The following is a 13,575-nucleotide window of genomic DNA, read 5'->3' as shown; positions in this document are numbered from 1 at the left end:
ATGCCTGTGCAGAACCCAAATAGCCCTCATGCATTTCAAAAACGCCCACCGAAAAGCTGATCTTGACGATTGACTGTGGTAATATTCAAATTCGGTTCATAATTCCGCGCCAATCATTTGGGCGAATGTGAATGAATTGGGTATCGGGCGTTCAGCATCGATGCGAACTTGTTGAGAGGAATATATAGTGCGTTACGCTTACGGAATTTCAGCAGCCTTGCTCCTGGCAGGAGGTGCAGCGACCCTGTCCGGTGTCGGCATTGCCGGTGCCCAGGTTGCGGCAAATGACAGCCAGGCCATGCGGGCCGCAGCACCGCGTGCCGGTGCCCCGATGAGCTTTGCCGACCTGACCGAGCAACTGCAACCGGCCGTCGTCAACATCTCCACCACCCAGCGCGTACGGGTCAGCAACAATCCCTTTGCCGGAACCCCCTTTGGCGGACTTTTCGGCAATCGTCGCGGCGGTGACAACAATAATGGAACACGGACTCGCCAGGCCCAGTCCCTGGGTTCCGGTTTCATCATCTCGGCTGACGGTTATATTGTCACCAACAACCATGTCGTGGCTCCGGGCAATCGCAATGCGACGATCGAATCGATCACCGTCATCATGCCCGATCGCACCGAATATGATGCTACATTAGTCGGCCGCGATCCGGCTTCGGATATTGCCGTGCTGAAAATCAATGCCGACCGGGATCTGCCCTTTGTCGAATTTGGTGACAGCGAGACAGCCCGTGTCGGCGACTGGGTCATTGCCATTGGCAATCCCTTTGGGCTTGGAGGCACCGTGACCACGGGCATCCTGTCGGCGATCCACCGCAATACCGGTCAGGGCGGCGCCTATGACCGGTTCCTGCAGACAGATGCCTCGATCAACCGCGGCAATAGCGGCGGTCCGATGTTTGACCTCAACGGCAATGTGATCGGCATCAACAATGCCATTATCTCGCCCACCGGCGGCAATGTCGGCATCGGCTTTGCGATCCCGGCAGAAGTCGCGGTTCCGATCGTCAATACCCTGAGAAAGGGTGAAGAAGTCGAGCGCGGCTATCTCGGCGTACAGATCAGCCCGCTGACCGAAGATCTCGCGGATTCGCTTGGTCTGGAAAAGAATCGCGGCGAATTCATTCAAAGCGTCGTCGACGGCGAAGCCGCGGAAAAGGCCGGGATTCAGGCCGGTGACGTGATCGTCATGGTCAATGGCCGTGACGTGACGCCGGACCAGACGTTGTCTTTCCTTGTCGCCAATCTCCCGGTCGGCACGAAAGTTCCGATCGAGCTGCTGCGCGACGGCAAGCGGGTCAAGGTCAATGCCACCCTGGGTCGGCGACCTTCCGAAGAGGAGCTGGCAAGCAATTTTGATCCCGATGCAGAAGATGCGATGGGTGCCGATGAAGACGGCGATAGCGCGCAGGCCACCGCCGATGCCCTGGGTCTCTCGGTTGTTGAACTGACGCCGGCCATTGCCCGGCAGATCGGTGTATCGGCGTCCCAGAAAGGCGTTGTCGTGTCGTCGGTTGATCCCAACAGCGATGCTGCACAAAAAGGCATTCGTCGCGGTTTCCTGATCACCAGCGTCAATCGTCGTCCGGTGAACAGCGCACCTGATCTCGACAAGGCGATCGGTTCGGCCAAGCGGGCCAACCGGGAAGCCGTGCTGCTGCAAATCAAGCGCGGCGGGCGGGATCCGCAATTCCTGGCGGTACGTCTGAACGAAAACTAGGCTCGCAAAATTGTAACTTTGGGAAAGGCCGGCTTGCGCTGGCCTTTTTCTTTGCCCATCAATAAGCAGAAACCGAAACGTCGAGGGGATTCGAAATGGGTGAGGCAAAAGAGATTTTTCTGGGGCTGGGAGGCGGCGAGCGGCAGAGTCTGAATCTGTCACGTGCCAATCGCCACGGCCTGATTGCGGGCGCAACCGGCACCGGGAAGACCGTAACCTTGCAAGGCCTGGCAGAGAGCTTTTCCGCCAATGGCGTGCCGGTCTTTGTCGCCGATGTCAAAGGCGACCTGGCTGGCATCTCGATGGCCGGATCCCCGCAATTCAAACATGCCGACAAGCTCGAGGGACGCGCGAAAGAACTGGGCATGGATGATTATGCCTATTCCGACAATCCGGCGATATTCTGGGATCTCTATGGCAAGCAGGGTCATCCGATCCGCACGACGATCAGCGAGATGGGCCCGCTGCTGCTGGCCCGGCTGATGGATCTCAACGAGACCCAGGAAGGCGTGCTCAACATCGTCTTCCGCTTTGCCGACGAGCAGGGTCTGCTGCTGCTGAATCTCGACGATCTGCAATCCATGCTCGCGCACACCGCAGAAAATGCCAAGGAATTGTCCGCCAAATATGGCAATGTCTCCAAGGCCAGTGTCGGAGCGATCCAGCGGCAATTGCTGCAACTGGACAGTCAGGGCGCCGGCCAGTTTTTCGGCGAACCCGCGCTGGAGATTGACGATTTCCTGCAATGTGACGATCAGGGCCGCGGCTATATCAACGTCCTTGCCGCCGACCAGCTGATGCGCAGTCCGAAGCTCTATGCGACCTTCCTGCTCTGGCTGCTCGCCGAGCTGTTCGAAACCCTGCCCGAAGTCGGCGATCCGGAAAAACCGAAACTCGTCTTCTTTTTCGACGAGGCGCATCTGCTATTTGAAGATGCGCCCAAGGCACTGGAGGACAAGATCGAACAGGTGGTTCGCCTGATCCGCTCCAAGGGTGTCGGTGTCTATTTCGTGACCCAGAATCCGATTGATATCCCGGAAGATGTCGCCGGACAGCTGGGCAACCGGGTGCAGCATGCCCTGCGCGCCTTCACGCCGCGCGACAAGAAGGCGATCAAGGCCGCCGCCGACACGTTCCGGATCAATCCCGATCTCGATGTCGAGGAAGCGATCACCGAATTGCGGGTGGGCGAAGCGCTGGTGTCGACATTGCTGGAAGACGGCGCGCCGTCCATTGTTCAACGCACGCTGATCAAGCCGCCGCGTTCGCGCCTGGGGCTCGTCACCGCGAAGGAACGGGCGATCATGCAGTCCATCTCGCCGTTTGACGGCAAATATGAGGAAGAGATTGACCGCGAGTCCGCCGAAGAAATTCTCCTCGCCAAAGCCACCGATGCTGTCGAAACCGCCAGGGAAGTCGAGGAAAAGGGCGAGGAAGAAGTCCGCAAGCGTCCGCGCAAGACCAAGAGTATCTGGGAAAAGGCATTCAGCCGCGGCGCCAAGGTTGCCGCCGGTTCTGCTGCAGCCATTGCTGCTTCCGCCATGCTCGGCAAGAAATCGCGCGCCAATCCCATGCGCTCCGGCGTCACATCCGCTGCAGGTTCCATCGCAACCGATCTCGCCGGCCCCGTGGCCGGCCGCTTTGTCCGCAACCTGATCGGCGGACTGATGCGATGAAGCGCATGGGGGCTCATACTCTCGCAAGGATGTGGCTCACGATAATTTTGGGCAGCCTCCTCGCAATCTCTTCCCCGGCCACCGCGCTGACCGAGTCGGACTCGGAAACGGAGATATCCCGATTGCAGGATCAGGCGGATGAACTGATCGACAAGAAAGACTATGACAATCTGTTCAAGGTCTACCAGCGTCTGGCAAAATTGGATGACCCGGTGGGAATATATGGCATGGGCCTCGCCTATTCTAACGGAGAAGGTACTGAAAAAGACTATGCGAAGGCCTTTCGCTGGTTTGAAAGTGCCGCAGCACTCAAACATCCTCCCGCAATAACCAGTCTTGGTCTGGCCTATGAACAGGGCGAAGGCGTCGATATCGATCTCGACAAGGCGAACAGCCTTTATGCGCGTGCAGCGGATCTTGACCATGCCAAGGCGATGCATTTTCTGGGCCTGAACTACCGGTTTGCCATTGGCTTTGCCAGGGACGAGGTCGAAGCGGTCAAATGGTTCCAGCGTGCCGCCGACGCCGGACGGGCCGATGCCATGTACCAGCTCGCGCGATCATTTGAAGAGGGCCGGGGCGTGGAAAAAAGCATGCGCGACATGCTGTACTGGTATTCCCGCGCTGCCAGTAAAGGCAATGTTGCTGCCTATTTCGCTCTGGGTGTCATATTCGAAAATGGCCAGGGCGTCTCGAAAAACGACGATATCGCATTTCACTGGTACCGTCTTGCCGCCGAAAATGGTGACGGTGCGGGGATGAACAATCTTGCAAATTTCTTCAAAGACGGGCGCGGAACGAAAAAGGACACTGCCGCCGCCTTGTCCTGGTTCACCAAGGGAGCCGAAGCGGGGGACGACTATGCGCAGGCCAATCTGGGTCTGATGTATCTGGAAGGCGACCAGGTTAAAATGGATGTCGAAAAAGGTGAAACCCTGCTCCAGCAATCTGTTTCCAAGGGGAGCAGTTACGGCATGATAAAACTGGCGATTGCCTATGAAAATGGCACTGGAGTCGATGTAGACCGGGGCAAGTCCACCGCCCTTTTCCGAAAGGCCGCCGAACTGGGCGATGGCGAAGCCATGCGCTATCTCGGCATTAATTATCGCGATGGTATCGGATTGCTGAAAGATCCGGATATGGCAAAGGTCTGGTTCGAAAAGGCCATAGCGGCCGGAGATTCCGACGCGACAGCGCTTCGCGATGCGCTCGTCAAATCCATGGCCGGAGAGGCGCAGTAGCCGGACTAGTTGGTCCGGAGGCCTGAAGGAAAGGCTTTGCCTTCCCGGATGCACAACCGGGACCAATATGCTATGCATTTGAAAAAAGGTCGCTTCCCGTATCCGGAACCGGAGAAGTGTAATGAGCCATGTCTTTGTCGATCTGTCCAGCGATGACAAACCCATATTCCTGTTCACCCCTGCGGGGGAAAAAGTGCGTCAGGTGCTCTGGGGCGACTATCTCACCCTCGATCCGGCCAGCCCGCCGGCGGACGGGTGGACCCATGTCATCTGGGGCGCCTCCGGGAGCAATCCGCAGCCGCTGAAAATCCGGACCGAATTCACCACATCCGAACGGCCGCTGGAAATCATTTTTGTGGATGTCGGTCAGGGAGACGGCTGCGTTGTAATCACGCCGGAAAGGGACCTGAACGAACGGATCCTTGTCATCGATGCCGGCAAGAAGCACCATATGGCCGAATTTCTCAACGACCGGTTCAAGATCCTGCGCAACGAAGCCGATTTGCAGTTCCATGCGGCGATCGTCACCCATCCCGATGAAGATCATTATGGCGGTTTCACGCCGATTTTCCGGGATACGGAGGCCCGCTTCAAGCATCTCTATCACAGCGGACTCGTCGAAAAGGCGATATCCGGATCATATGAAAAACTCGGCGGCAAAGAACGGCGACCCGGAGAAAAACGCTCCTATCTGCGCAACCTCGCAGTGACAGATTCCGACACCCGCGCCCGCTTTGACACGCAGGAAAGCGACTTTTCCTATCCCGAAATGATGCGACACGCGCTGAACCGGTCCGCAGTCGATTCCTATGCCATGGTGTCCACAGTGCACGGAGATTCCCATGATGGCCGGTCCTGGCTCCCCGGCTTTGCACCGACCGGCAGCGCCGCATACAGTATCGAGATTCTCGGCCCGTGGGTCGAAAATGATGGAGACGGAAACAAGTTACGCGTGCTGGGCGGCAATTACGGCAAGACGAAAAACGGCCATTCGGTCCTGCTCCGGCTCGAATATGGCGAGTTCAGCGTGCTGTTTGGCGGCGACCTCAACGCCCCAGCCGAAAAATTCCTGATGAAACAGCATACCGGCATCGACAACTGGCCCGACACGATTGTCGAGCGCGAGATCTTTGTCGCCGAGGCGCGCAAGACCTTCCGCTCCGATGTCATGAAAGTCTGTCACCACGGCGCGGCCGATGTCACCGATGAGTTTCTGAGCTCGGTGCATCCGGCGGCCTTTGTCATCTCCTCGGGAGATCAGGAAGGCCATGTCCATCCCCGCCCGGACCTGCTGGGGCGGCTGGGCCGGCACGGCCGCGGCATTTCCCCGGTCCTGCTCTCGACCGAGCTGCAGCGGTCCACGCGCGAAAAGGAGGATGAAGATCTGGCGTTCGACCTCAAGGAAACAATCGAGAAACAGCTCACCAATGTCACCGAAACACGGACGCTGAAGATCGCCAATCTCATCCGGACGCTGGCCCGGTCCAATGTCGAAGTGGACGGTGCCATCTATCTGAAAACAGACGGAAAGCGCCTGATCACCGCCTTTCGCAACGAGATCAATTCGGAAAAGAAAAAGTGGTTCTATTTCCGCTATACGCTTGAAAACGGTATGCTCATCCCGCGTTCGGTCGGCGGATAGTCAGCTGCCGAAAAAGCGGTTTGCGATATCCTTCGCAATCCGCATCGGGCGGAGCGTGTCGGCATCCACGCAGCACCAGCTGGATTGGACTTCGGCCAGTACATCCTCGCCGCGCCGGATCACGGTGCTGTAGAATGCGCGCGCGCCATGGACCTTTTCGAGCAGCACTTCGGCGATCACATCATCGTCCAGAAAAGCCGGCTTGCGATAGGTAATCTCGTGTTTCAGCGCGACCCAGAGATGCGAAGCCACCGCGTCGGACGGTGCGATATGCTGCCAATGGGCGATCACCGCGTCCTGCACCCATTTCAGATAATTGGCATTGTTCACATGCCCCATGAAATCGATATCGTCGGGCTGAATCGCGATGGCGTGGTGATGGGGGACAGCAGTCATTCTGCTAACACTAGTGTTAGTGTGTTACGATTCCTAGTCGCTTCGCAAAAAAAGCGACGCGCCGTTGTCTTTGCTGGCCGGATCAGGCCAGTGCCAGCCGGAAATCTTCAAATACCAGCCGCGGGCCGGGGCGAAAATCCTGAAAACCACCGGCGCCAGATATCCCGGATAGCAAGGCATCGACCGTGTCCCTTTCGCCATCATCCAGATCCCGATAATGATCATGCGGCCGCTGGAACATCCACAGGCTGAAAGGTGGTGCAATCCTTTGGGCGGTGGCACCCTCGACCGTGAATTCCGCCATGCCGACAGCGCGGGGTATCTCGGCATCAGCATTGGCCGCGGCCCAGGCCGTTAGCATGTCCGCCGAGGTCTGGAGGAACGGCAATTGCTCGCGCATCATCCGCTCGATCACCGGGATCAGACTCGCCGGAACTTCGTCGTCCGGGAGAAATTCTCCCGACAAAGGGGCCTTCACGTCGACCATCCGTTCGACCCATTGCGCCACCCGCGGTGCGAGACGTTTCATGATCTCGCCGGACGCCGGATCCCGATACAGATGCGCATAGAGCGGTCCGATCAGGCCATAGTCGCCGATCGAAGGGCGGGATCCGAGCAGATAGTCATGCGCGGAAAAATGGGCATCAAGGTCCGAGAGCAAGGCTTCATAGCTCGCTTCGATTGCTGGTATCGTGTCCGGATTGATCCCCAGTATCGGACAGAATCCCTTGAAATCCGCTCCGCGCTTGCGGCCAATTTCGAGCTGCTCTTCCTTGCTCGCTTCGGGGGCCGAAGCAGCACCAAATTCGCCGTAAACCCATTCCTCATTATAGTTCCAGCGATAGTGCATGGCCGGGATGACCAGCCATTCATCGCCGAGCACTTCCAGCAGCAACGCCACCAGTTTCTGCCGTGGACCTTCCGGATAGACCGACGGTCCACCTAGTTGCTGCTCATAATGGTCGATAATGCAGGTCGTGTCCTGGAGGATAGTGCCATCCCGTGTAGCGACAACCGGGATCACCGGACGCCCGACTTTCGGAACGATAATATCGCGATAGACATCGGCAGAAGACAGGGTTTCGGTGTAGTCCACCCCTTTCCAGTCCATATAGGCCCGGGCCTTGCCCGAATAGAGCGACAGCGGCGCGCCGTAGAGCGTGTCGGACATCAGCCTCTCCCGCGATACGGGGCGACGCCCTGATCGGGGATCCACAGGCCTGCTGGCGGTTCGCCCGACTGCCAGAACACATCAATCGGGATCCCGCCCCGCGGATACCAGTATCCGCCAATCCGGAGCCATTTCGGCTGCATTTCGTCAAACAGGCGCTGGCCAATTCCGACAGTGCAATCCTCGTGAAATGCGGCATGATTGCGAAACGAGCCGAGAAACAGCTTCAGCGACTTGGACTCGACAATCGTCTTGTCCGGCGCATAGTCGATGACCAGATGGGCGAAGTCGGGCTGGGCCGTCACCGGGCATAATGAGGTGAATTCCGGCGCGGCAAAGCGTGTCAGGTAAAGCTCACCGGCTCGCGGGTTGGGGACATAGTCCAGCACCGCTTCTTCGGGAGACGCGGGCAATGGACTGTCCTGACCCAGAAACCGGGGCGCGGGCGAGGCGGAATCATCTTCTGTCATGCAGGTCATCTAGTCTACGGGGCATCCCGTGTCATCCCATGGTGAACATTCATAAAGGGTTCAGTGAGTAAAACCGTTATTGCGACATGCAGGGTCAAAGAGGGCAATGAGTAAAGTTCGACGGTCTGAAATGATATGGCAGCGCCTGCGCGGGTTGGTAATGGCCGGTGCAGCCTTTGTGCTGTGCGGGCAGGCCGTCGCGGTGGCTGCGCAGATTTCCCAGCCCGAGCCGCTGGAACCCCCGCCGCCGGACCTGCCCTCGGTCAGTGATTATTCCCTGCCACCCGGCGATGAGCCCGAACCTGCCGAAGAACCGGCGCAAGGCCCCGCGGCAGATGAAGTCCCGCCGCCGGAACCTCTGGAACCTGCCACCGAAACACCGGCGCAACCGGCATCTCCGCTTCCCGTACTGCCGGTTCCGGAATCACTTCCCCAATCCGCACCGGCAACGGACGCGGACAGCCCGGCGCCTGAGCAAGTTGCTCCGGTAGCCCCGCCTGCAACGACCAGACCCGCTGCGCCAGAGTCCCCCGTTTCGACGGACGAATCTGGCCCGGCTCCGGGATTCTCCTTTGATACCGACCCAACGGAACTGCCAGCAGATACCCAGCAGCCTGCGCCCGCTGGAGCGGCACCGGGACCAACTCCGGAAACTGAAACCTCATCGACATATCTTCTGATCGGTGCTGGTCTCCTATTGCTGCTGGCCGCACTCGTCGCCGCGTTAATCTGGCGGCGGAAAAGCCAGTCCCGCGCGGACTCGGCAGAACGATTCATTCCAACAGAACCGGTGGATCCCGAATCCCGGGCCACCCTTCCGGAACCCGATCTGGACCACCTGCTCGACCCGCTATCCGATACACAAGGTCGCGGATCGACAGCCGAGCCCCCGGCCGAACCCGATGCGCAGCCTGTTGTCCGGAATTTCGGATCGGCCCGTCCGCAGCGCTGGGGGCATCTGAAAATCGAATTTGTCGCGGAATCCGCATCCTCGACCCTGATCAATGCGCTGGTCAGTTATCGAATCATTCTGACTAATGAAGGCGGGGACAATCTGTCGAATCTTGCTGTGTCCGGTGCCATGGCCCAGGCCGAAAAGGATATCGCGGTATCTGATCTCGGTCTCGTGCACACGCCTTTGCATGAGCTGCCTTCTCTGGCTGCCGGACAATCGGTGACGCTGCAGGGGGAATTGCGCTTGCCACTCACGGCCATTCGACCAATTGCATTCAAGTCCCAGGCGCTATTCATTCCTCTGGCCCGCTTTGCCGTCGAATATCTGGATGGAGACGGAGAAAAGCAGCGCCAGGTTGCGGCCTTTGTCGTCGGACGGGAATATGATCCGCCGCGGCAGAAAATGGCCCCGTTTCGCCTCGATCTGGGACCGGGCAGCTTTGCCCCTGTCGGGCAACGCGCACTGGTAACGTGATAACCGGAAATTGCCCGATATCAATGATTTGTCCAAATGACAGATTGGCTGTGGATTCTGTGGACAATGCGTTATAGCCTCGCGGGTTCAAACGCGAATCACCATGATGTCGCGACAGGTCTGGTCTGCGGACATGCAGCGTCCGCTGACACAAGGAGCATGATATGGAATTGCTGGTAACAACCGACTGGCTTGCAAATGAACTGGGCGCTTCGGATTTGCGCATCGTCGATGCCACCAAATTCATGCCGGATGCCGGACGCAATCCGGCAGCCGAATATGAAGCTGGTCATATCCCCGGCGCGGTCTTCATGGATCTCGAAGACCTGACCGACACCGGCAACCCGATTGAAAACATGCTGCCGCCACCGGAGAAATTTGCCAGCCGCATGCAGTCACTGGGACTGGGCGACGGCAGCCGCATCGTCCTCTACGATGACAGTCCGCTGAAAAGTGCTGCTCGGGCGTGGTGGATGCTGACCATTTTCGGTGCTCATGAAGTCGCGATTCTCGACGGCGGCATTGCCAAGTGGAAGGCCGAAGGTCGCCCGCTGGAAACCGGCAAGGAAGCCCTGCGTCACCGCCATTTCACGGTCTGGAAAGACGACAAGGATGTCCGCACGAAAGCCGACATGCTGTCCAATCTGCACAGCAAGGAAGAACAGGTTGTTGATGCGCGTCCCGCCGGGCGTTTCACCGGTGCCGAAGAAGATCCCCGCCCGGGGATCGCCTCGGGCCATATTCCCGGATCGGTGAATATTCCGCACAGCGCCTTTTACAATGCCGACGGCACCTGGAAATCACCGGACGAGGTCAAGGCGATCTTCGACGATGCCGGTGTCGATCTGGGCAAGCCGGTCGTGACGACCTGCGGGTCCGGCATGACCGCGGCGGTGGTATCCTTCGCTGCCGCTCTGGCAGGCGGCGAAAAGCTGGCGCTCTATGATGGCAGCTGGTCGGAATGGGGCGCCGACGCGGACACGCCCAAAGCGACCGCCTGATACGGACGCGGCCATGGAACAGTGCTTTGACTGACAGGCCGCGCAAACCTCTCAAACCCGCGACACAGGCGACCAATTCCGGACGCCGCTCCGAATGGACCGGGGCCGTGGTCAATCCGCCGGTATGGCGGGCAAGCACCCATCTCTATCCAGATGTTGTGGCCCTGCGCGAAGGGCTGACCAGCAATGCCGACGGCAGGTTTTTCTATGGCCGCCGCGGATCGCCAACCCAGTGGTCGCTCGCGGATGCGCTGACCGAGATGGAGCCCGGCGCCACCGGAACGATGCTTTATCCGTCCGGTGTTGCCGCGATTTCCTGTGCCTTGCTGGCGGTACTGAAACCCGGTGACGAGATATTGATAGCCGACAGCAGCTATGATCCGAGCCGCAGCTTTGCTGATGTTTTCCTGAAACGCATGGAGGTCACCGCCCATTATTATGATCCGCTCATTGGTGCGGACATTGCGAACCTGTTTTCCGACAAGACCCGGGCGATACTTCTGGAAAGCCCCGGCAGTCTGTCCTTCGAGGTGCAGGACGTGCCGGCCATTTGCGCAGCTGCGCGGAAGGCAGGAATTACGACGCTGCTCGACAACACCTGGGCGACGTCCCGCTTTTTCCCGGCGCTGGAAAAAGGCGTCGACATCTCGATTGTCGCGGCGACCAAATATATTGTCGGACATAGCGATGTCATGCTGGGCGCGGCGACCACGCATGACAAATACTGGAACCGGTTACGGCGCACGGCACAGCAACTGGGTCAGGTGGTTTCGCCAGATGATGCCTATCTCGCCGCACGCGGACTTCGGACGCTGGAAGTCCGGTTGCGCCAGCATGAGAGCAGTGCCCTCACCATCGCCCGCTGGCTGAAAGAACGAGAAGAAGTCGGCTTGGTCCTGCACCCCGCACTCCCCGACTGTCCGGGGCACGAAATCTGGAAACGCGACTTTCTCGGGTCATCCGGACTGTTTTCCTTCGAACTCAAGCAGGGTGATGAAGCTTCGCGGGCCGCTTTTGTCGATGCGCTGGACCTGTTTGGCATTGGGTACAGCTGGGGCGGTTATGAAAGCCTGGCCTTGCCCGTGGACCCGGCGAAGCATCGGACCGCTACGGAATGGAAAGGCAAGGGCGCGCTCGTCCGGCTTAATATTGGCCTGGAAGATCCGGACGATCTGATCGCGGACCTTGCCAATGCTTTTGAACACTATCATGGTGCCGGATCATGATCGAAAATTTCCTTACTTGGCTGGAATCCCTTGTCCCTGATACGCTTGGCAATGTGCAACTGATTGAAGCCGGCGTTGCTTCCCTTCTGGTAGTGGTTGCGCTTGGTGCCGGCTGGATTCTCAGTAAATATGTCGGCCCCAAACTGCGCCATTTGTGGGAAACCCGGGCCGGATATGAAAGCGAGCTAGCCGGTCGGCGCATCCGTGACATGACCCGGCGGTTCACGACCTTCATTCTCTGCGGATTTTTCATCGGGATTTATGACTGGAGTCTGATAGCACAGGTCATCCTTGCACTCACCATTGCGATCAGCATGGGCCTGTTCACCAATGACCTGATCCGCGGCGTACGGATGCCGGACTGGCTGGGAACGGTCATGGGCCTGACCGTCTTCGGAGCCACGGCCCTGGGCCTGGTCGGCAATATTGACCGCATCACCACCGCGATGTCGCGGGTTGGCGTGGATGTCGGCACCAACCGCATTTCGCTGCTCGTCGTCGTCAGCACGATCATGACCGCGGTCATCCTGCTCGCGGTCGCGCGTGTCCTGATGAAGCTGGTCAGCCACGTCATTTCCAATTCCGATCTCGATGGTGCACAAAAAGTCCTCGGCCAGAAACTGGCCACGGTGGCGATACTCGGCGCCGCGTTCATTCTGGGTCTCGATGTTCTCGGAATCGACCTGACTGCGCTGGCCGTGTTCTCTGGTGCCTTTGGTCTCGCCATCGGTTTCGGGATGCAGAAAACCATCGGGAACCTGATCGCCGGGATCATCCTGCTGATGGATCGGTCGATCAAGCCGGGCGATGTCATCGCGGTCGGCGACAGTTTCGGCTGGGTCAACAAGATCGGGGTCCGCGCGGTGTCGGTGCTGACCCGCGAAGGCAAGGAACATCTGATTCCGAACGAGAATCTGATGACCCAGGAAGTGGAAAACTGGTCCTATTCCAACAAGAATGTCCGGATCAGCATCCCGGTGGGCGTATCCTACAATACCGATATGGATCATGCGATCAAACTGATGTCGCAAGCCTGTGACGACGTGCCGCGGATCCTTACGCATCCCAAGCCTGTCGTGTGGATGCTCGAATTCGGGGACAACAGCGTCAATTTCGAAATCCGGTGCTGGATCAAGGATCCGGAGTCCGGGGTCGGCAATTTCAAGGCAGCGGTGCTCAAGCGGGTCTGGGATCTGTTCCGGGAGCATGACATAGAAATCCCGTTCCCGCAGCGCGATATTCATGTCCGGACCATGCCGGCCAAAACCGCGGTGCCCATTGCCAGCGAATCGGCAGACAGCACGAAAATACCTGCCGCCGAATAACACCTGATGCAATTTTGACTGCTTCAGCCATATTCGGGACGTTTCCTGCAAACCCCTGTTATATATCCCGGAAACCGGTGATTTCTGGCGGATGTCCGGACAAATTGACAGCTGTGTCAATAATATCACAACCGGGATTTATGTCACCTTTGCTGTCATTTTTCGGTTGTGCGGCGCAGCAAAATGAGGCAGCTTTTGCCTGCATGTTTTGAGATTGTCTGCTGCCGGCCCTGCTGGCGCAATAAAAAGACAACCGGAACAAATTCCAGGAG

The 13,575-nt window shown here is 58.4% G+C and carries 11 protein-coding genes; 8 read left to right on the top strand and 3 right to left on the bottom strand.

What is annotated here, in order from left to right; all coding sequences use genetic code 11:
* Positions 1–187 precede the first annotated feature (187 nt).
* The 4 genes from BUQ90_RS06260 to BUQ90_RS06245 all read left to right on the top strand — a co-directional run bounded on the left by BUQ90_RS06260 (position 188) and on the right by BUQ90_RS06245 (position 6,285).
* Positions 188–1,726, top strand: a complete 1,539-nt coding sequence (locus BUQ90_RS06260; protein ID WP_204244742.1) for a DegQ family serine endoprotease — start codon at positions 188–190, stop codon at positions 1,724–1,726.
* Between the two features lie 95 nt (positions 1,727–1,821).
* Positions 1,822–3,402 carry a helicase HerA-like domain-containing protein gene (locus tag BUQ90_RS06255; protein ID WP_074204191.1) on the top strand — a complete coding sequence of 527 codons (1,581 nt, stop codon included), beginning with the start codon at positions 1,822–1,824 and terminating at the stop codon, positions 3,400–3,402.
* On the top strand, positions 3,399–4,643 hold the full coding sequence (locus tag BUQ90_RS06250) for a tetratricopeptide repeat protein (RefSeq protein WP_084192514.1): 1,245 nt from the start codon (positions 3,399–3,401) through the stop codon (positions 4,641–4,643). The genes BUQ90_RS06255 and BUQ90_RS06250 overlap by 4 nt, the downstream gene beginning before the upstream one ends.
* Before the next feature lie 121 nt (positions 4,644–4,764).
* Positions 4,765–6,285 (top strand): ComEC/Rec2 family competence protein, encoded by a 1,521-nt coding sequence (locus tag BUQ90_RS06245; protein ID WP_074204189.1) that lies wholly within the window; start codon positions 4,765–4,767, stop codon positions 6,283–6,285.
* On the opposite strand, the gene BUQ90_RS06240 is transcribed toward BUQ90_RS06245, so the two are convergent.
* From BUQ90_RS06240 to queF, 3 genes are all read right to left on the bottom strand, one after another.
* Positions 6,286–6,681, bottom strand: coding sequence for an acyl-CoA thioesterase (locus tag BUQ90_RS06240; protein WP_074204188.1), 396 nt, complete (start codon positions 6,679–6,681; stop codon positions 6,286–6,288).
* A gap of 82 nt (positions 6,682–6,763) precedes the next feature.
* Entirely contained in the window at positions 6,764–7,852 is a 1,089-nt protein-coding gene (locus BUQ90_RS06235) for a glutathione S-transferase (protein WP_074204187.1), read from the bottom strand.
* Positions 7,852–8,322, bottom strand: a complete 471-nt coding sequence (queF, locus tag BUQ90_RS06230; protein ID WP_204244741.1) for a preQ(1) synthase — start codon at positions 8,320–8,322, stop codon at positions 7,852–7,854. Before queF ends, BUQ90_RS06235 begins: the two co-directional genes overlap by 1 nt.
* Before the next feature lie 106 nt (positions 8,323–8,428).
* On the opposite strand from queF, the gene BUQ90_RS06225 reads away from it, so the two are divergent.
* The 4 genes from BUQ90_RS06225 to BUQ90_RS06210 all read left to right on the top strand — a co-directional run bounded on the left by BUQ90_RS06225 (position 8,429) and on the right by BUQ90_RS06210 (position 13,303).
* Complete coding sequence (locus tag BUQ90_RS06225) at positions 8,429–9,751, top strand: hypothetical protein (RefSeq protein WP_159437039.1); 1,323 nt, start codon at positions 8,429–8,431, stop codon at positions 9,749–9,751.
* A gap of 164 nt (positions 9,752–9,915) precedes the next feature.
* Positions 9,916–10,752 carry a 3-mercaptopyruvate sulfurtransferase gene (gene sseA / locus BUQ90_RS06220; protein WP_074204184.1) on the top strand — a complete coding sequence of 279 codons (837 nt, stop codon included), beginning with the start codon at positions 9,916–9,918 and terminating at the stop codon, positions 10,750–10,752.
* A gap of 26 nt (positions 10,753–10,778) precedes the next feature.
* The gene (gene metC / locus BUQ90_RS06215; protein WP_074204183.1) at positions 10,779–11,978 is read left to right on the top strand and encodes a cystathionine beta-lyase; all 1,200 of its coding nucleotides are present in this window, start codon (positions 10,779–10,781) and stop codon (positions 11,976–11,978) included.
* Positions 11,975–13,303, top strand: a complete 1,329-nt coding sequence (locus BUQ90_RS06210) for a mechanosensitive ion channel family protein (RefSeq protein ID WP_084192512.1) — start codon at positions 11,975–11,977, stop codon at positions 13,301–13,303. The genes metC and BUQ90_RS06210 overlap by 4 nt, the downstream gene beginning before the upstream one ends.
* Positions 13,304–13,575: the final 272 nt, after the last annotated feature.

It is taken from the genome of Parasphingorhabdus marina DSM 22363 (assembly GCF_900128895.1).
Classification (GTDB): Bacteria; Pseudomonadota; Alphaproteobacteria; order Sphingomonadales; family Sphingomonadaceae; genus Parasphingorhabdus; species Parasphingorhabdus marina.
This window is presented reverse-complemented; position numbering and strand designations above follow the sequence as displayed.